Annotated in this window: 16 protein-coding genes; 6 read left to right on the top strand and 10 right to left on the bottom strand. The window is 69.7% G+C overall.

What is annotated here, in order from left to right; translation table 11 throughout:
• The coding region (locus FMQ63_RS37630) for a hypothetical protein (RefSeq protein WP_194866453.1) at positions 1 to 191 on the bottom strand (191 nt) is incomplete at its 3' end.
• Positions 192 to 217: 26 nt separating this feature from the next.
• Here FMQ63_RS37630 and FMQ63_RS31295 point away from each other — a divergent pair.
• From FMQ63_RS31295 to larC, 6 genes are all read left to right on the top strand, one after another.
• On the top strand, positions 218 to 640 hold the full coding sequence (locus FMQ63_RS31295; protein WP_011556619.1) for a chemotaxis protein CheW: 423 nt from the start codon (positions 218 to 220) through the stop codon (positions 638 to 640).
• A 70-nt stretch (positions 641 to 710) separates the two neighbouring features.
• Positions 711 to 1,079, top strand: a complete 369-nt coding sequence (locus tag FMQ63_RS31300; RefSeq protein ID WP_011556618.1) for a response regulator — start codon at positions 711 to 713, stop codon at positions 1,077 to 1,079.
• Between the two features lie 53 nt (positions 1,080 to 1,132).
• Positions 1,133 to 3,706 (top strand): chemotaxis protein CheA, encoded by a 2,574-nt coding sequence (locus tag FMQ63_RS31305; RefSeq protein WP_011556617.1) that lies wholly within the window; start codon positions 1,133 to 1,135, stop codon positions 3,704 to 3,706.
• Positions 3,703 to 4,305 (top strand): chemotaxis protein CheC, encoded by a 603-nt coding sequence (locus tag FMQ63_RS31310; protein WP_011556616.1) that lies wholly within the window; start codon positions 3,703 to 3,705, stop codon positions 4,303 to 4,305. Before FMQ63_RS31305 ends, FMQ63_RS31310 begins: the two co-directional genes overlap by 4 nt.
• Before the next feature lie 25 nt (positions 4,306 to 4,330).
• On the top strand, positions 4,331 to 5,083 hold the full coding sequence (gene larB / locus FMQ63_RS31315; protein ID WP_011556615.1) for a nickel pincer cofactor biosynthesis protein LarB: 753 nt from the start codon (positions 4,331 to 4,333) through the stop codon (positions 5,081 to 5,083).
• Between the two features lie 5 nt (positions 5,084 to 5,088).
• A complete protein-coding gene (larC, locus tag FMQ63_RS31320; protein WP_026113867.1) occupies positions 5,089 to 6,261 on the top strand; it encodes a nickel pincer cofactor biosynthesis protein LarC in 1,173 nt (390 codons plus the stop codon).
• Positions 6,262 to 6,321: 60 nt separating this feature from the next.
• Here the strand turns inward: larC and FMQ63_RS31325 are convergent, their stop codons facing one another.
• From FMQ63_RS31325 to FMQ63_RS31365, 9 genes are all read right to left on the bottom strand, one after another.
• Positions 6,322 to 7,710, bottom strand: coding sequence for an ATP-binding protein (locus tag FMQ63_RS31325; RefSeq protein ID WP_011556613.1), 1,389 nt, complete (start codon positions 7,708 to 7,710; stop codon positions 6,322 to 6,324).
• 58 nt (positions 7,711 to 7,768) lie between these two features.
• Positions 7,769 to 9,511: a DUF6311 domain-containing protein gene (locus FMQ63_RS31330; RefSeq protein WP_216608712.1), complete on the bottom strand. Its 1,743-nt coding sequence runs from the start codon at positions 9,509 to 9,511 to the stop codon at positions 7,769 to 7,771.
• 84 nt (positions 9,512 to 9,595) lie between these two features.
• Entirely contained in the window at positions 9,596 to 11,467 is a 1,872-nt protein-coding gene (locus FMQ63_RS31335; protein WP_225909580.1) for a hypothetical protein, read from the bottom strand.
• Positions 11,468 to 11,503: 36 nt separating this feature from the next.
• The gene (locus FMQ63_RS31340) at positions 11,504 to 13,129 is read right to left on the bottom strand and encodes a hypothetical protein (protein WP_011556610.1); all 1,626 of its coding nucleotides are present in this window, start codon (positions 13,127 to 13,129) and stop codon (positions 11,504 to 11,506) included.
• 46 nt (positions 13,130 to 13,175) lie between these two features.
• Complete coding sequence (locus tag FMQ63_RS31345; RefSeq protein WP_043611850.1) at positions 13,176 to 15,038, bottom strand: hypothetical protein; 1,863 nt, start codon at positions 15,036 to 15,038, stop codon at positions 13,176 to 13,178.
• A gap of 11 nt (positions 15,039 to 15,049) precedes the next feature.
• Entirely contained in the window at positions 15,050 to 16,783 is a 1,734-nt protein-coding gene (locus FMQ63_RS31350; RefSeq protein WP_011556608.1) for a caspase family protein, read from the bottom strand.
• Positions 16,780 to 17,538: a hypothetical protein gene (locus FMQ63_RS31355; RefSeq protein ID WP_171452234.1), complete on the bottom strand. Its 759-nt coding sequence runs from the start codon at positions 17,536 to 17,538 to the stop codon at positions 16,780 to 16,782. Before FMQ63_RS31355 ends, FMQ63_RS31350 begins: the two co-directional genes overlap by 4 nt.
• Positions 17,535 to 18,227 carry an RNA polymerase sigma factor gene (locus tag FMQ63_RS31360; protein ID WP_026113866.1) on the bottom strand — a complete coding sequence of 231 codons (693 nt, stop codon included), beginning with the start codon at positions 18,225 to 18,227 and terminating at the stop codon, positions 17,535 to 17,537. Before FMQ63_RS31360 ends, FMQ63_RS31355 begins: the two co-directional genes overlap by 4 nt.
• Before the next feature lie 124 nt (positions 18,228 to 18,351).
• Positions 18,352 to 18,984 (bottom strand): hypothetical protein, encoded by a 633-nt coding sequence (locus FMQ63_RS31365; RefSeq protein WP_011556605.1) that lies wholly within the window; start codon positions 18,982 to 18,984, stop codon positions 18,352 to 18,354.
• Positions 18,985 to 19,190 lie beyond the last annotated feature (206 nt).

Here is a 19,190-nt window from a genome sequence, read left to right on the forward strand (position 1 = left end):
GCACGGACGTCAGCGGCCGGAAAGAAGCCCGCATCGGGCAAGGCGGCGGTGGGCGGGAAGAAATCCGTGGCGAAGCCGGCCTCGGCGCGCGAAGGTCCCACCAGGCGGGCCGGCGCGAAGCAGACGTCCACGGCGAAGCGGGGCGCGGCGGGTTCGTCCCGGTCGAAGCGGTAGCGAATCGGGCCGGTCATTCCAGAGTGGATAGAACGTTACTCCTGTGCGGCACGTCATCTTCCGGGTGGAGAAGGAGCGTTACGGGTTGCCGCTCTCGGCGGTGCGGGAGGTCGTCGTGCCTCCCGAGCGCTTCACCCGTGTGCCGCGTGCGCCACTGGCCATTACAGGCGTAATGAATCTGCGCGGCAGGGTCGTGACAGTGGTAGAGCTGCGGCAGCTTCTGAGTCTTCCCGAGGGTCCTACCCCGCCCGGACGGGTGGTTCTACTGGACCGCGGGCGGAGAGACCTGGGACTGTTGGTAACGGACGTAGATGGCATCGAAGCGGTGGAGCGGGTGAGCACGGCGCCAGGAAAGATGACGCCTGCCATCCGGGGCGTCGCCAGGCTGGGTGGCCTGGGAGTGACTGTCCTGGACCCAGAAGGGTTGGACGCCGCGGTGGTTGCCTTGTTCACCCATTCCAAGTGAGTAGCCCCCTGGAAAGCGCGGATGCTAGTGTCCGCGCTCCTCTAGGTGATTCGGAGGCGGAGTTCTTCACATGGCTAAGCGGGTCCTGGTCGTCGACGATGCCATCTTCATGCGCAACATGATCAAGGACATCTTTGCGTCTGGGGGGTTCGAGGTCGTCGGTGAGGCGGCCAACGGCCTGGAGGCCGTGGAGAAGTACAAGGAGCTCAAGCCCGACCTCACGACGATGGACATCGTCATGCCCTTCAAGAGCGGCATCGAGGCCACGCGAGAGATCATCAAGGCGGACAGCAGCGCGGTGGTCATCATGTGCTCCGCGCTCGGGCAGGAGAGCCTGGTGATGGAGGCCATCGAGGCGGGCGCCTCGGACTTCATCGTCAAGCCGTTCCGGGCCGAGGACGTGCTGGCCGTGGTGAAGAAGGTCCTGGGCGAGACGTGAGCGGCTGCGCCCTGGCGCGGGCTGTCCACCCTTCCTGACACGAGGCCGGGTCCATGACGATGGACATGTCCCGCTACCTCGGGCTCTTCATCTCCGAGGCGACCGACCACTTGGAGGCGCTCGGGCGTGACCTCGTGGAGCTCGAGCGCGAGGGCTCGTCCAGCGCGGTGGATTCGATGTTCCGCCATGCCCACTCGGTCAAGGGCATGGCGTCGTCCATGGGCTTCGAGCCCATCGCCATCGTGGCGCACCGCGTAGAGGACCTCGTGGACGCCGTCCGTCAGGACCGCGGCCGCCTGGACCGCGACCTGGTGGACCTGCTGCTCACCGCCGCCGACACCATGCTCGCGCAGGTGCGCGCGGTGGCGGAGGGCAAGCAGCCGGATGATTCCGCGGCGCTCCTGACGCAGCTCAGCCAGCGCGTCACCACCATGACGGGTCAAGCCCCGGCCGCCACGCGCGTCGCGAAGGTGACGGCGCTGAAGCCAGAGGGCGGCGGCTCGGATGGCACGGGCGGAGGCTCGGATGGCTCGGGCACTGCGGGCGGCTCGGGCACTGCGGGCGGCTCGGGCACTACGGGCGGAGCGGGCGGCTCGGGCACTACGGGAGGAGGCTCGGATGGCTCGGGCACGACGGGCGGAGGCCCGGATGGTTCGGGCACTGCGGGCGGAGCTGGTGGAAGCTCGGGCACTACGGGCGGAGCTGGTGGAGGCTCGGGCACTGCGGGCGGAGCTGGCGGCTCGGGCCCTACAGGCGCCGGTGCCAGCCCTGCCTCAACGCACGGTGGCGGAGCTGCTGGCAGCGGCACCCGGAGCTGCGTCGACGGAGGCTCGGGCGCCGCGGGTGGCAGTGCCAGCCCCGGCGTAGCCAGCGGCACTGGTGTTGACGGTGCGGGGCCCGGCCCGGCCAGCCCCAATCTGATGAACGGCGGACCCGGTACCTCCGCCACCTCCAGCGCGCCGAATGGAGCGCATGGTACCAGCGCCCCATTATCCCCGGACGGAGCCACCGGAGGCGTGGTGGTGCCGCTGTCCACGCGCCGGGCCTCGGACGTGCCTGGCACCGACGCCGGATCCGCGGCTCCAACGCCCGACCTGGCCAACTCCCTGAAGGCCGCGGCCAGCGCGCCGCTCCCGGAAACGCTGGCCCAGCGCTGGGCGGTGCGGCTGCGCATCGCGCCCACCTGTCAGGTGCCCGGCGTGCGCGCCTTCCTCGTCCACAAGCGCCTCACCAACCTGGGCACGCTGGTGGAACTCCGGCCCGCGCTGGAGGAACTGAAAGCCGGCCGCATCCCAGACGGCAACATCCAACTGGAGCTGGAGACCCCGGCGGGCGAAGCGGGCATCCACGCGGCGCTGAAGAACGTGGCCGAAGTGGAGGTCCTCTCGGTGAAGCCCGCGGTGGCCGCGCCCGTGGTGCAGCCCACCCTGGTGCCTGTCCCCGACGGCGCCCGAGCGTCCTCGGACACGGCGTCGCGCACGGTGCGCGTGCGCACGGAGCTCCTCGACTACTTCCTCGACACCGTGGGTGAGCTGATGCTTGCCACGGCCCGCCTGCGCGAGGTGGGCAAGGTGCTGCCGGAGAACACGCGCCCCGCGCTGGAAGAGGGCGTCTACCGGCTGCACACGTTGGTGAAGGACCTACACGACAAGGTGATGACGGCGCGCATGACGCCGCTGTCCCTCATCACCGACCGGCTGCCCCGGGCGGCGCGAGACATCGCCCGCCGCAAGGAGCGCGAGGTCGACCTGGTCATCACCGGCGCGGAAATCGAACTCGACCGGGCCATCCTCGAGGAGCTGTCAGACCCGCTGCTCCACCTGCTGCGCAACTGCATCGACCACGGCCTGGAGGCGCCCGAGGATCGCGCCGCCGCGAAGAAGGGCCCACGAGGCCGGGTGCTGGTGGCGGTAAAGCGCGCCAGGGACCGCGTCATCATCGAGTTGGAGGATGACGGCCGCGGCATGGACCCCGCGAAGCTGAAGAACGCCGCGGTGTCGCGAGGCCTGCTCTCGGCGGAGGCCGCGGTGCGCCTGACGGACCGCGAGGCCTTCATGCTGTCGTGCCTTCCGGGCGTCTCCACCGCCAAGGACATCACCGACATCTCCGGCCGCGGTGTGGGCATGGACGCGGTGAAGCGCGTGGTGGAGAACGTCGGAGGCACGCTCGAAATCGACAGCGAGCGAGGCCGAGGCACCCGCTTCACCCTGCGACTTCCACTGACGGTCGCGGTGGTGCACCTGCTGCTGGTGGAGGTGGGCGAGGAGGTCTTCGGCCTGCCCATCGCCAAGGTGGTGGGTGCGACGGAGGCGGACGGGGAGTCACTCAGCCGGAGCCGCGAGACGGCCCTGCTGCCCCATGGTAATTCGCTGCTGCCGGTCCATTCGTTGGATGCGCTGGTGGGCGTACCTGCCCCCCGGAGACTGGGAGCCCGGCCTTTCGTGGTGATGGACGGGGATTCCGGCCGGGTGGCCCTGGCGGTGGACCGCCTGTTGGGACAGGAGGAAGTGGTGCTCAAGCCGCTGTCGCGGCCCCTGGACTTGCTGCCCGGCCTGTCCGGCGTCACCATCCTGGGAAGTGGGCGTCCGGTGTTCATCCTGGACGTGCCGAGGTTACTGTCCGCGTGAGCCAGCCCCTGCACAGCGACGCGCAACTCGACGCACTGCGCGAGGTGGCCAACATTGGTTGTGGCCACGCGGCCAATGCGCTCTCCCGGCTGATGGGGGGACGCAAGGTGGACCTCTCCATTCCCCGCGTGTTGCTGACAGGCCCCTCCGACGCCGCCGAGCTTCTGGGCGGAGCCGCGCCGGTGGTGTCGGGGTGGCTGGGCATCCAGGGCGGGCTGCGGGGTGCCCTGTTGCTGGTGCTGCCCCAGCAGGACGGAGCCGCGCTGGAAGCGCTGCTCCTGGAGGGTCAGCCCGCGATTCATCAGACCGAACGGGACAGCGTGATGGCGGAGACGGCGAACATCGTCGCCAGTGCCTGCCTGTCCGCCATGGGCCGGCTGACGGGCTGGAAGCTGGTGCCCACGGTGCCCACGGTGCGGCGAGGCCGCGCGCGGGACGTGGTGTCCGACGCGGTGGGGCAGGTGGAGGGCGACGCCAGCAGCGTGGTGGTGTTGGAGGCCCGCTTCCTCGCGACCGCGGCACCCCCGGTGGGTGGGCAGTTGCTGTTGGTGCTGGCGCGCGACAGCATCCGCGACCTGCTGGCGCGGCTGGGCGTGTAGCCCGTTTCGAGCTAGACGGGCGCCCATGGATGAGAAGGCGCTGAAACAGCTCCTGGGCAGTGTGAAGTCCGGCCGCGTCTCCGTGGACGACGCGGTGGGCAAGTTGAAGGACCTGCCCTTCGCGGAGCTGGGGTACGCGACGCTCGACACGCACCGCAACCTGCGCTTCGGCTTCCCGGAGGTGGTGCTGGGTGAGCCCAAGACGGTGGAGCAATTGCTGGGCATCGTCGGGGCGTTGGTGGAGCGCAAGCAGACGGTGCTGGTGACGCGGCTCCAGCCGGACAAGGCGGAGGCGCTGGTGGCGCGCTTCCCCAAGGGCGAGTACCACCCGGTGGCGCGCATCTTCCATCTCAAGCAGGGCAAGGTGCGCGCGGGCCGCGTGGCCGTGGTGACGGCGGGCACCAGCGATATCCCCGTGGCGGAAGAGGCGGCCACGACGGCCGAGGCCATGGGCGCGGAGGTGCGGCGCGTCTACGACGTGGGCGTGGCCGGCATCCACCGGCTGCTGCGGCGCCGCGAGGAAGTCCAGGAGTGCCATGCCGCCGTGGTGGTGGCGGGCATGGAGGGCGCGTTGGCCAGCGCGCTGGGCGGACTGGTGGGGATTCCCGTGGTCGCGGTGCCCACGTCGGTGGGCTACGGCGCCAACTTCAAGGGCGTGTCCGCGCTGCTGGCCATGGTGAACTCGTGCGCCTCCAACGTGGCCACGGTGAACATCGACAACGGTTTTGGCGGTGGCTTCTACGCCGCCCTCATCTCCCGCACGAAGGGACGCAGGTGAGCACCATGCGACGCATCCTCTACCTGGAGCCGGTGGGCGGCATCGCCGGGGACATGTTCCTGGCGGCGGGCCTGGACCTGGGCATTTCCCCGGCGGAGCTGGAGCGCGCGCTATCGGGCCTGCGCGTCCCGGGCTGGAAGCTGGCGGTGAGCCGCGCGGTGCGCCACGCCATCAGCGGCACGCACCTGGACGTCGTGCTGGATGCGCGCGAGGCCCATCCGCACCGCGCCTACGCGGACATCCGGCGTCTCATCGAGGAGGCGGACACGCTGCCCCCGCGCGCGAAGGAGCGGGCGCTGGCGGTGTTCCGCGCCATCGGCGAGGCGGAGGCGAAGGTCCACGGCGTGTCCATCGACGACATCCACTTCCATGAAGTGGGCGCGGTGGACTCCATCGTCGACATCTGTGGCGCGGCGGTGGTGCTGGAGCTGTTGGGCAACCCGGAGGTCCATGCGGCGCCGCCGCCGCTGGGCAGCGGCACCATCCGCGTGGCTCATGGCGCCATGCCCATTCCCGTGCCCGCGACGCTGGAGTTGCTGCGTGACGTGCCCGTGCGCTTCGAAGGCGTGGGTGAGCTGACGACGCCCACGGGCGCGGCGCTGCTCAAGGTGCTGGCGCACATCGGCCATCCGCCGGACTTCATCGTGGAGAAGGTGGGCTACGGCGTCGGAACGAAGGACTTCAAGGACCGGCCCAACGTGCTGCGCGCGTCGCTGGGCCGGCTGGAGCAGGCCAGCAACGAAGGGCTCTGGGTGGTGGAGGCCAACCTGGACGACGCCACGCCGCAGCTGCTGGGGCACCTGCTGGAGCGGTTGCTCGCGGTGGGCGCGCTGGACGCGTGGGTGACGCCGGTGGTGATGAAGAAGAGCCGGCCGGGGCACCTGCTGAGCGCGCTGGTGGAGGGCGGCACGCGCGAAGCCATCGTGGATGTGGTGCTGCGCGAGTCCACCACGCTGGGCGTGCGCTACCACCGTGTGGAGCGTCAGGCGCTGGAGCGTGACTGGGTGGAGGTGGAGACGCCGTGGGGCAAGGTCCGCGTGAAGCGCGGGCTGCGCCAGGGCGCGGTGCTCAACGCCCACCCGGAGTTCGAGGACTGCCGCCAGGTGGCGGAGGCTGCGGGCGTCCCCGTGAAGCAGGTGATGGCCGCGGCGGTGGCGGCGCTCGGCCCCAAGGACTGAGCGCGGTGGGCTCCTCAGGGGGCGATGAAGTCCCGGGCGCGGGCGCGCTGACCGAGGTGGTTACGCCGGCAAGCGCACCTGGATGCGGGTGCCGCTCTGCTCGGCGCGCACGCACAGGTCGCCGCCATGGCGCTCGACGATGCGCCGGCAGACGTCCAGGCCCATGCCCGCCGCATGGGGCTTCGTGCTGAAGAAGGGCTCGAAGATGCGCGGCAGCAAGTCCTTGGGAATGCCCGGCCCGTCGTCGGAGACCTCGACGACCACGTGCGCGGCATCCTTCCAGGTGCGCAGTCGCACGCGGCCTCCGCGCTCGCCCAGCGCCTCCAGCGCATTGAGCACCAACTGCGTCCACAGCTCGTCGAGCGCGACGCCTTCCGCCTTCAGCCGGGGCAGGTGCGGGTCGTACTCACGCTCCACCGTGAGGTGCTCTCCGCGCAGCCGGTGGCCCAGCGCCGCCAGCGCGTGCTCCAGTCCGTCGTGGACGTCCACGTCCTCACGCGGCACCGGGTCCATGAAGGCATAGGCCTTCACGCCTTCGACCAGTGCGGACACGCGTGCCGTTCCTCGCGCCACCTCCGCCATGAGCACGTCGCAGCTCACCGCCACCACCAGCCACGCGAGCACGTCGCCCAGCAGCGCCCCGCCCACGCGCGTCGCCACCGACTCCAGCCACGCGACGTCCAGGCCGGAGGCCACCAGCGCGGGCGCCGCCTCCCACGCATCCGCCACGCCGCGCGCCTCCAACCAGGAGCCCAGCGCTTCCTCGCGCTCGGCGCGGGCCAGGGGCTCCAGCGGCGGAGAGGTCCGCCCGCGCTCCGCCGCTTCCCGAGGCAGCGCCAGCAGGACGCTGCGCTGGGGCAGGGACAGGCCGTGGTCGCCCAGGGCCATGGCGCGCGCGGACACCGTGGCCATCAGCTCGCCCAGCCGCGCCGCGCTCCGCCGGGCCGCCGCGGCGGGGCTGCCCAGCTCGGCGCCCAGTTCGGCCGCCATGCGGCCCACGGGGAGCACTTCCGACTGAGGACGGACGTCTTGCGCCTGCTGCTGGGAGCGCTGCGAGGCCAGCTCCATCAGTCCCCGGCTGAGTCCGGGAGCCAGCCGCAGCAGCTCCCAGAAGGTGGCCGGCTCCAGCCGGAACAGGCGCACGTCCGTCACCGCGTCGCCGCTGTGGGGGTAGGGCGCGTTCAGGAAGAGGATGAGCTCGCCGAAGAGGTCGCCGGCCTCCAGCGTGAACGTGGGCACGCTCTCCGTGCCGGTGCGGCGGCTCCACTGCGTGTGGCCCTCCATGATGACGGACAGGCCATCCGCGGCGGCGCCTTGCTCGGCGATACGCGTGCCAGCGGGGAAGTGGAGTTGACGGCCATGGTCCGCCATCCAGCGGAGCTGTTCTCCGGTGAGCCGGGCGAACAGCGGAACCTGGCGCAACGCCGCGACGATGTCGTCACTTCCCATACGCCGGGATGCTGCCTGTCCCCGCCAGGGAGTCCATCGGATTCGGCGGGGTCCCGCGCTATCGCAAGGGTTGCCGCGTCAACGCCTGCGCAAAGGCGTCGTTCCGCTGCCCGGACACGCACACCGGCAGCCCCTCCAGCATCCCGCAGCGCGCGCCCGCCCGGAGGAAGGCGCCCACCTGCTGACGCACCACGACGTACACCGTGTCCCCGTCCACGCCGCCAGGGCGCATGGTGGCGTTGCACTCCTCGGCGATCGACGGTGGGGTCCGGGTGACGTAGCCGCTGTTGAAAGTGAGGCCCAGTCGGTAGGCCATGTACCCCGTCGCGTTGACCAGCGGCTCGTTGTAGGGGCACACCCACTGCACCTGAGGCGGGAAGATGGCCAGGTGCTGGTAGTGGCCCTTCAGCTCCGCCCACTCCGGGGCCTGGAGCCGACGGAAGCCTTCCGGGCGGCGGCGCAGCTCGCTCTTGTCCTGGCGCACGTCGTAGGCCTGCACGGCGACCACCAGCGCGAGCACCGCCGTCCCCACCCAGGCGCGCTCTCGCCACTGCCGCAGCCACAGGAGGAGGGCGCCGCCCATCACCGCGTAGCACAGCGGCCAGATGAAGCGCCCGGACGCGCGGAACGCGGACGTCAGCCGCGAGAAGGGTTCGTACAGCCCGCCCAGGTCCACCACCAGCCGGCCCGTCCACGTCACCCGGGACGACAGCGCGTAGATGGCCAGCAGCAGCACCGCCACCGCGAAGGGCAGTCCCCGCCGCCAGGGCAGGTCCCGCAGGGCGCGAAAGCGAAGCGCTGCGCCCACGACGGAGAGCACCACGAGCAGCAGCGCCCCCGCGCCCACATAGCCGAAGCCTTCGCCCTGCCGCCGCGCCACGGGCAGCGAGGGCAGCAGCCGCGACCAGTCCGTGGGATTGAACAGCGTGGTCAGGTCGGCGGAGAACTGGCCGAAGCCTTCCGCGCCCAGGTTGCTGCCGACGAAGTAGCCGAAGAGGGCGAAGATGAGCACGTCCAGTATGACGATGCCCACCGAGGCCAGCAGCGCGCGTCCCCAACTGATGACGCGGCCCAGGGCCAGGCGCACGGTCAGCGCCATGGCCAGCGGCGCGAGCATGGCCACCAGGTACGGATGCGTGCCCGCGCCCACGGCGTTCAACGCGGCGGCCCACAGGAGGCTCCGCTTCGCCGCATGGGCATCCGGTGTGTCGCGCAGTTGCAGCCACATCATGGCCACCAACAGCCAGTGCGAGCACAGCGTCAGATGCCCCAGCCGCGCCGCCATGGGCGGAGCCAGCGCCAGCAGCAGACCGCCCAGCAACTGGTGCGTGGGGCGGGACGAAACGACGGACACCAGCTTCGCGCCGAACCAGCCCATGAGCGCGAAGCCCAGCGCCAGCCAGAGGCCGTGGTACTGGAAGTCAGCGGGCAGCAGTGCGTTGAAGGGCTTGAACAGCACCGCCAGCAGGGGATTTCCGTCCGTGAGCGCCACGGAGGTGCCATGCGGATGGAGCTGGTTGGGCGAGCTCGTGAGCGGCAGGCCCCAGGGTGCGTTTCGGTAGAACAGCCAACCGAAACCGGAGGCCGCCCAGTCCTCGCGAATCATCCAGTCGATGCGCGTGGGCGGAATCGCCCGGCCACCGCCGAGCCAGAGGAACCACGCCAGTCCGCCCAGCGCGGCGCCCCAGGGCGCCCACCGGCTCGCGGGTGAAGGAGAAGGCGCAACGGTGGGTGTGGGCGGAGTCGGGGCAAGCGCCGGTGAAGCGGATTCCCTCGACGCCGGTGGACTCGGGGTCGTCATGGCGGCCTTGGTGGAGGCCGGCACTGTAGGACCGCGCTTCCCGCACGGGCAAGCACCGTCCCGGCCCCTGTGCTTCCGGCCAGCCTAGGGGTGGCAAGGCGTGATGCTGTCGTTGTTCCCGATGAGGCGCTCCTCTGGCGGCCCGATGTAGACGTCGTCCGCGAGCATCGTCGCCAAGCACGAGGGGAGCTGGGGGTTGTCCGTGACGACGAACGCATCGCGCACGCGCGCGAGTGCATCCAGGCTCAGCGCCGTCATCGCTGGATTCCCCCGCACCTCCAGGGTGCCCAGGGTGTGGAGCGAGCCCAGGGGGCTCAGGTGCTCCAGCGCGTCATTGCCCTTGACGTACAGGCCGCGCATCCACGTCACTTGCTCAAAGCCAGACAGGTCCGTCAGCAGCGGGTTGAGGTTGACGAACAACGCGCCACCCATGCTCTGGAGCTTTGGCAGGTCCGCCGCGCGCAGCAGCCGCGGGTTCTCCGCCAGGATGATGTCCTTATTCACCCGGAGCAGCGACGGCATCGGGCCTACCTGCTCCAGTGCCGCGTTGCCCGCCACGGCGAGCGCGCCTGTTTCGGAGAGGGCATCGAAGCGGAGGTCCAGGAGCTGGGCGTTGTTCATCACGGTGATGCGGTCCTTCACCACCATCAGGTGTTCCAGCCCGGTGAGGTGCGTGAGGGCCTTGTTGCTGGAGATGTCGAGCACGCCGCCGACCCTCGTCAGAGGTCCCAGCCCCTCCAGGGACTGAAGCACCGGGTTGCTCGAAATCATGACGCTCCCTCCCACCTCCGTCAGATGGGACACGGGCAGCTTCTCCAACGCGGCGTTCTCGTGAACGGTGAGCGTGCCCGCCAGCACCTGGACGTGGGGGAACGCGTCGGGGCTCCACTGCACGCCGGTGTTCCAAATGGTGAGGTCGAAGTGGGGCGCCACGGCGGCCACGCCGCTCAGGGACGAAAGGGCGGGGAGCGAGTTGAGCGTCAGGCTTTCGACGCGAACGGCTGGAAGCGCCTCCGGCGTCTGCGGTCCGACGCGCACCTCGTTGAGCGGGTTGCTGCCGCGGATGCTCAACGCTCCCCCCACGTAGCGAAGCCCAGACAGCTCCACCCGCGTCAGCGCCGGGTTGTCGTGGATGGACAGCGGACCTTCTACCGACACGAGGCCGGGCAGCACCACCGTCGTGACATCCGTGTGCTCGATGGCGAGTCCACCGCGAATGATGGAGAGGGACTTCAACGCCTCCAGGTCGGCCGCGTTCTCCACCGCATACGTCCCGTCATGGGTCGCCGACAACTGGCACACGAATGCGGACGAGAGAATCTCGGTCTCGTCGAGCACCTTGTCCAGGTTGGTGTCCACGCCTGCCTCCACCTGGGTACCTCCCGTGGTGCAGTTCGGGCCCGCGGGCTCTGGCCGCTGGCGCAGCAGCGTCACCGCGGGGTCCGCGCAGAAGCGGGCGGCCGCCCGGAGCTCGTTGTCATCGAGCACGCCGTTCCCATTGAGGTCCACGCCGGCCTCCAGGAGCGCGTTGTCGTACCGGCAGACGAAGGGCTGGGCCAGCAGCGGGCGCACGCGGGCGAGGACAGGCGCCGGCTCCATGCAGCCGTGGACCTCGCGCGTCACCTCATCATCCGAAAGGAGGCCGTTGCCATCCAGGTCCGCCCCCGCCAGGGTGAGCTGCCCGCCCAGCGCACAGGGCTCGCCGGGAGGGAGCTGCCGCGTGCGCACCAGCACGCCTGGCGAGAGCGTGGTGCAGATGTACTCGGTGCCCGTCACCTCGTCGTCATCGAGCACGCCGTCATCATCCCGGTCCAGCCCCGAGCACACGGCCTTCCCGCCGTGCTCGCAGTTCGGGCCGGAGGGCTCGTCGGCCACGCGGGTGCGCGCCTCGTGCTGACCGACGAGCCGGCGCAGGTCGATGCCGTCACACCCGGTGGCCAGGACCAGCGCCAACATCCATGTCCATCGCATCGCCAGGGGCCTTTCGGAGCGTCACTCGCCGCAGGTGGCGGTGTCGTCATTGCCGCTGATGTGGAGTTGCCCGGCGTCGCCCGTGTACACGGCGGTCGCGAGCGACGTCGCGAGGCATGTGGGGAGTTCGAGATTATTCGTGACGTCGAAGGCCTGGCCGACCTGGTACAGGCTACTCAGGCCGAGCCGGATGAGGCTCGTGTTGTCCGACACGCGAAGCGAAGCGAGTGTACTCAGGCCGCTCAGGCCCTCCAGGGTCGTCAAGGCGGAGTTTCCCATCACGCGCAGCTCGGACAAGTGACGGACCGGCTCGAGGCTGGAGAGCGTCTGCAGGGCCTCGTTTTCGCTGATGACGAGTGCGCCGCCGATGCTCCGCGGGGAGAGTCCTTCTAGGGAGCGCAGCGCCGGGTTCCCCGAGATGCGGACGTTGCCGCCGACATGGAAGAGGTTCGAGAAGGGAAGCGCTTGCAACGCGTTGTTGTCGGCGATGGTGAGCGAGCCCATGAGGTTGTCGACGTTGACGAGCACGGAATCCTCTTTGGGGTGGAACGCCAGGGCATCATTGCCCACCACCAGCAGGCTCTCCCGAGGCGACACGCTCACGAGCCCGCTCAGGCTGCGCAGCCGGTCGTTGTTGCTCACGACGACGCCCTGGCCCACGAAGAGCCGTTGATGGTCCGCGCCACCCGCTTGCAGCCTGTCCAGCGCGGGGTTGGCTGTCACATCGAGGTCGTCGCCCACGAAGCGCAGGACGGGCAGGTCCACCCAGGTCAGGAGTTGGTTGTTCCAGAGGCGCAGGGTGCGGTCCACCACCGCGAGCCCCGGCAGGCTCAGCTCGGTGATGGACGCGTCGTTGATCAGGAGCGACCCCTGGATGCGGGAGATGCGCTGGAGCGCGGCGAGGTCCGCGGGGGTCTGCACGGTGTAGTCGCCGTGGAGCGTGTGCAGGGCCTCGCAGACGAAGGCGGTCTTGTAGACCTCGGGCCCCAAGAGCACGCCATCGTCATTCGAATCCACGCCTAGCCGGATGCCCGTGCCACCCTGGGGGCAGGTCGCTCCGGCGAACTCGGGCACGTAGACGACCATGAGCCGGGTCGGCTCCACGCAGACACTCTCCATGGCGCGGACCTCGTCTTCATCGAGGAGGCCATTGCCGTTCGCGTCAGGGCCGGCCTCCACCCAGGTGCGGCCCCAGCTACAGAGCCACGGCGGGACCGTCGCCGACGGAGGCTGATGCTGGCTTCGGTGAATCACACGCGGGGAGACTGGCTCGGTGCAGCCGTACACCTCCCGGGTGACTTCTCCGTCTTCCAGGACATCGTTGCCATTCACGTCCAGGCCCGCCCGCGACACGTGGCCGCCGTGAGGGCACTGCTCACCGGGCGGCACGTCTTGCATGTGCACCAGCACCCCGGGCGTGGGCGTGGTGCAGACGTACTCGGTGCTCGTGACTTCGGCGGCGTCGAGCACGCCGTTGTCGTTCAGGTCCAGGCCCGCGAGAAAGGCCCTGCCGCCGAGCGGGCAGCGGTCTCCGGCCGGTTCGGGGTCCACTCGCGTGCGTGCCTCGTGTTGCGTGACGAGCTTCCGCACGTCGATGCCGTCACAGCCCGCCGCCAGCAGTACCACCGCCATCCAGGTCCATCGCATGAGTGCTTCTCTCTTCCTCGTGACGGAAGTCGCCGCTGGGAGGCTTTCAATCGCAGGGGGATGAGCTGTCGTTGCCGCGAATCTCCGGCGCGCCGCCCGTGTTGACCCGTGCGGCGAGCGACACGGCCAGGCAGGTGGGGAGCCGGGGGTTCTCCGTGACGGTGAAGATGAGGGTGACGTTCTCCAGGGCGTTCAGGTCCAGGCGCAGCAGGTTCTCATGGGAGATCACATGCAGCTCTTCCAGCGAATGGAGGAGGGCGAGGTCCGACAGGTCGATGAGGCTCGCGTTGTTCTCCAAGGTCAGCACCTTCAGTGAGAGCAGCCGGTCGAAGCCCATCAGCCGGGAGAGCTGTGGGTTGTTGCCGATGAACAGGAAGCCGCTGTTCTGCACCTTCTGGAGCCCCCACAGGTCCTTCAACACGGCGTTGGCATTGAACCGCATGCCGGAGGTGACGCGCGCCAGCTTGGGGAACTCCCCCGCGGCTTCCAGCGCGGGGTTGCGATCGAATTCGAGCGTCCCCACCTGGGTGAGTTCATTCATGCCTTCCACCGAGCGCAGATTGGCGTTGTCCCGCACGCGGAGGCCACCGCCAATGGACGTCAGCGCTGGCATGCCCCACAACCCGGAGAGGACCTCGTTGTTTTCGATCACCAGGTCTCCCACGACCGTATGCAGCACAGTTCCACTCAGGGTGCTCAGGGCGGAGTTCCCGATGATGTTCAGGGAGCCGCCCAGCCATTCGAGGTGCCGGAAGGGAAGGGTGGAGAGCTTCGCGTTGCCTTCCAGGGTGATGCTGCCGAGGAGCGCGGAGACGAATGTGAAGTAGCCTCCTTCGAGGGCATCGTTGTCTCTCAGGACGATGTTGCTGCCAGGAAGGACCGCGCTCACCCCCGCGAGCGTGGGGAGCAAGGGATTGGACACCAGGCTGAAGTCTCCCCAGACCCGGAGTGGAGCGCGGCTGCCGCTGCCCAGGGTCAGCGTGGTCAACACGGGGTTTCTGGCTACGGTGAGCGGGCCGGCCACGAGGCGCAGCGAGGGCATCTCCACGCGTTCGAGCGACGTGTCGATGATCTCCAGCGCGCCTTCGACCATCATCAAGTCGGGGAGGCGGGCCTCCGTGACGGACCCGGAGTCGAAGTAGAGGCTGCCGCGGACGCGGGAGATGCCCTCCAGCGCCACGAGGTCCACCGCGTTGCGCACGCGGTAAGTGCCATCCAGCGTGTGCAGGGGCTGGCACACGAACATGGATGACATCACCTCTTCGTCCTCGAACAGGCCGTCCGCGTCCGCGTCGGTGCCCACGTCCACCTGGGTGCTGGGCGTGGGGCACGCGGCGCCAGCCGGAGCCGGTGACTGGCGCACCCGGACCTCGGAGGGGAGTACGCAGAGGTTGGACGTCGCCCGGACCTCCGAGTCGTCGAGCACGCCGTTGCCGTCCTGGTCCTGCCCGGCCTCGACCACGGCGCCATGCTTACCGCAGGGGAAGACGAACGGCTCCCGGGCCCGCACGCGGGTGACCACGGCCTCCGAGCTGGCGCAGCCGTAGACCTCGCGAGTGACCTCGCTGTCCTCCAACTCGTCATTGCGATTCGAGTCCTGGCCCGCGCGGTACACCCTGCCGCCCTCGGTGCAGTTCTCACCGGGGGGCTCGTCCTGCACGCGCATCAGCACGCCGGGGATGGCGGTGACACACGCGTACTGGGTGACGGTCACTTCGCCGTCGTCGAGCACGCCGTTGTCGTTCAGGTCCAGGCCCGTGCGGACGAAATGACCACCCTGGGCGCAGTTGGCACCCGCGGGCTCGGGCTCCAGCCGGGTGAGCGGCGGGTGCTGCCGGACGAGCCGGTCCAAGTCGATGCCGTCACACCCCGTGACGAGCACGAGCATCACCATCCACATGCGTTTCATGAGCAATTCTCTCAGCGTCGCAGCGCCAGCTCGAAGCCGAACGCGCGGTCCCAGTAATTGCGCTGGTCCAGGGTGACGCGGTCATAAGTGAGCGTGGCCGCCAGACGCAGCCGCACACCCGCCAGCGCTCCCGTCACCCCCGCGGCGGTGTATGTGGAGAGCACGGTGGGGTCGCCCATGCGCACCTGTCCGCGAGTGATTCCCAGAAAGCCCCAGCCCGCTCCCGCCTCCAGGAACAGCGGCACGCGCAGGTGTGCCGGTGCCTGTGCGCCCAGGAGGCCCAGGAGCGCACCCCGGTGGGTGCGGATGTCGTCGGTGGCCAGGGGCGTCAGGCCATAGGAGGCGCGCGCGCCGTAGTAGAGCGACGGCAGGGGCGCCTCGCGCCGCCACGTCACCGTGGGGCCGGTGGCCAGCGTGCTCAATCCGAGCGGTGCCTGCTGCCCCGTCCAACCCAGGTCCCAACCCCCCATTGTGTCGGGCCGCTGCGCCATGAACCGCGGGAAGGTGCCGCCCGCGCTCGGAGGAAACGCCTGGGATACGCCCACGGGCGCGAGCCCGGTGACCGCCACGTAGCGCTCGTAGAAATCCTTGTCGAGCGGCACCGCGAACAAGCCCTTGCGCAGGGCCTCCTCGGCGGGGCCTCGCTCCTGGAGCTCCCGGTCGCCCATGTCGATGATGCCGTTGGTGGACAGCTTGGCCAGGGTGATGCGGGCTTCCTGCGTGGGCGTGCGAATCCAATACACGTCGCGTTCGGGCAGGCGCAGCAGCACGTACTGTTCTTTCGAACGGCGCACGTCGGCCAACCGCCGTCCGTCTGAATCCTCGACGGAGATGCGCGAGTGCTCGAGCCCTGCGGGCAGCGGAAGGCTGGGACCCTTCGGTGCGGGGCCTACCAGCGGACGCCGTGGCTCGCGGGTGGGGGCGAAGGCGTGGAGCGACAGGCGCGCGGGGAGGCCCTTCACGCCCTGGAGCGACGCGGTGACGAAGGCGCCCAGCTCGCTGTACTCCACCTTGCCGTCGCCGTTGATGTCCGCGGCGCCCATGAGGCCGGAGCGGGCCACGTGGCTGAAGACACCCGCGCGGATGCGAGACCACTCGTGCGTCTCGCCGTCGTCGCTCTCCGCGAACACGGCGCCCACGGTGGGCCGGGTGGCGAGCTGCTCACGGGCCAGCATGCCGCGCAGCTCCGCGAGCACCGCCGCGTCCGTCTGACCGCCGCGGCTGCCCACGACGCCAGACGCGCGGCACGCGTCCACGATGAGGTGGACATAGCTGGCGCCGAGCGGATCCACGACGTCCGCGTAAAGGCTTGCTTTATCCAGACGTCCACCCGCGAGGGTGAAGTACGCGCGTCCGGCCTCGTCTGTGTTTCCGTGGCCCACGTAGACGAGCAGCACGTCTGTCTGGCGTCCCAATTCGTGGTCCACCAGGTTGGCAGCGCGGAGGCGGGCGACCTCTCGCTTCACCTCGTCTGGGGTTGGGGGCCGTGCGCCCGCGAGCACCGGCCGGGCCGTGGCGCGTGTCGCCTCGTCCGGGTCCACCAGCAGCGTTGTCTCCACGCCCAGGCGTTGAAGCGTCTCCGCCCACAGCACGCCGTCATCGTCCGCGAAACGCAACGACGGGAGCGACGGGTCGTCGCTCCCGTTATGGGCAATGACCAGGGCGCGGCGAACCACGGCTTCGGCCGAGGCACCTCGGGCCAGCAGCAGTGCCGCGGCGCCGAGGAGCACTCCCAGTTTTTTCATGGAGCTTCCTCTACCCTCACTGACTGCTTGAGCACCACCGTGCCCTTTGTCTGTTCACCGCGCAGGGTCGCCAGGGACTCGGCTGGGCTGCCTGCGAAGACGGCGACGACTTCGACGGTGCCTGCCGTTTCAGGCATGGGCACAGTCAGCTCGAGGGGGGCTTCCTTGCCCAAGCCTCCGGACAGGGCGAAGGGACCGGCCGTCACCTCCGCTTTCTTGGCGCCGCGGACCTGGACCGCGACGTGGGTGAAAGGCGCATGGCCACCGGCGGCGAAGGCCAGCATGGCACCGGCGCGGCAGGCATCTCCGGCGTGCAGCTCACGCAGGGCCTGGCCCGGGGTGGCGCAGAAGATTCGCAGGGCGACGCCGGGCGGCGCGGTGCCTTCGCCGCGGGCGACGAACTCGCCGGGCGTCGTCGTGGCGGTGGGGATGAGCACCACCGCGAGGAAGACAGCGGCCAGCGCGCCGCCGAGCAGGGCCAGGGAGGGCCACCGGGACGGAGCCTGTTCCGGTGCGGCCGCGGCGAGGGCGGCCTCTAGGCCTCCGTCTGACAATGCTTGGAGCTCCACGGAGGAGGGGGCGTGGATGTCATTGCCCTCCAGGGCGCGGTGGGCCTGGGCCCAGCGCTCGTAGCGGGTGCCGCAGCGCCGGCAGGCGTGGGCGTGGCGCAGCAGGCGAGCGGACTGGTGGGAGGACAGGTCTCCCAGCGACCACCGGGTCAGGCTGGCGTCGATATGTCTCTCGTACCACCTCATGAGGGCATGCTCCCTATTGCGCACAGGGCGAGCGAGGCCAGGAGGACTCCCAGCTCCATCCGCCCGGGCTCGGCCGATGCGTCCAGCCAGCCCGAGTCCTTCAAATGCTCGGTGAACTGCGTCCGCATCCGCCGCTCGCGCACCCGGACTTCGCCTCGGGTGAGCTGGAGCTGCTGGGCGGCGGATTCCTGCGAAAGTCCTTCCACGAAACGCAGTTGCGCCAGGGCGCGGCCTTCGTCCGTGAGTGTGTCGAGGAAGGCGCGGACCAGGTCGCGCACTTCGGTGCTGAGGGCCTCTTCTTCCGGCGTCCGGCCCTCGGTGGGCAAGTGGGGCAGCTCGGGCGCGTCGTCCATGGGGACGGCCTCGCGGGACACGCGCCCCGACGCGCGCATCAGGTCGATGGCTGTCGAGCGCGCCACCGTGAGGAGGAAGCCCAGGTAGGGGCGAACCCCGTCATAGGCCTGCCGCATGTTGGGCCGGAAGGCCCGGACGAACGTCTCTTGATGGGCGGCGTCCAAATCCAGCGCGGACAACGCGGCGCTCCGCGTCCCCCCATCCGTGCCCACCGCGAACTTTCGCGAGAGGTAGCGGAGCACCTCCGGCGAATAGGCTCGGTACACCTGCGTGAGGACGGACGTCTCCCCTCGGCGGAAAGCCTCCAAGACGGACCGGTCGTTTCCAGGCAGCACGGTAACTCCGTCCCTCGTCGCGAGCCGGCTCGAGCCCAATGCCCGGCCGTCCGTCATCCCTTCAAAATGGGATACGGAACGGGGTCGCAAAATGGGTCGCGCCTATAACGAATGGCGCGCATTTTCATTGTGGGTCGGTTTGACGATTCCCACCCGGGGCCGGGAGGGGCCATGTGGGGTGCAGGGTTACCCAGGTTTGGTGGAGGCGGTCGAGCAGCCGAAGATGGTCGGATGGGTTCAGCCCCTGGGCTGCCGCCGGGGCGGTGGACCACCAGGCAGAGTTGAAGAGACAGGCGGCGGTGTTGGCCTGAATCAATGGCAGGGCGTCGCTGCGCTGCTCGAACAGGGCCAGGAGCTGGCGTTCAAGAGGACCGAGCGTGGTGTCCGGACCGAGGTAGCCGGGGCCGTACCAGGCCTCCGTGAAGCGCACGGGGCCTTGGATGTGCTGATTGAAGGTGGCCAGCTCCTCGGCGGGAACCCACAGCTCTTGGTGGCGACTGTTGCCCACGGTCCGCACGGGGAAGCGTGAGGCGTAGTCCGCCCCCACGTCGAAGGCCGTGACGAAGCCCGCGTGCCCAGAGCCCGCGTCCGGCGTGTTCCAGTCCCGGCAATTTGCCGTGCGTACTCGGCGTTCATCACCGGGTAGAAGATGGGCTGGTCGGGCAGTCGGGGCGAGGAACGCCGAGCATCCACTGACGAGGAAGAGCTCCGCCTCCTTGAGGCCGACTGAGCGGTATAGCGCGCGGGTGTTCGGCATGGGCCGCTCTCATTCGGGTGGCCTGCAAGGCTTCAAGTGGGTTTCTTAGGGACCCAGGTGGGGGCGCAGGACTCACACTGGTATTGGCTCCTGGCGTACTGTCTGTGTTGCCTCGCGTCTGCGCGCTGCACTGGTCAGGCTCTACAACGGTTGGAGTTCTGACTGTGCGGAAAGAACGCCTTGGGTTGATGCGGCACTGACCCAGG

The organism is Myxococcus sp. CA005, assembly GCF_006518205.1.
GTDB classification, from domain to species: Bacteria; Myxococcota; Myxococcia; order Myxococcales; family Myxococcaceae; genus Myxococcus; species Myxococcus xanthus.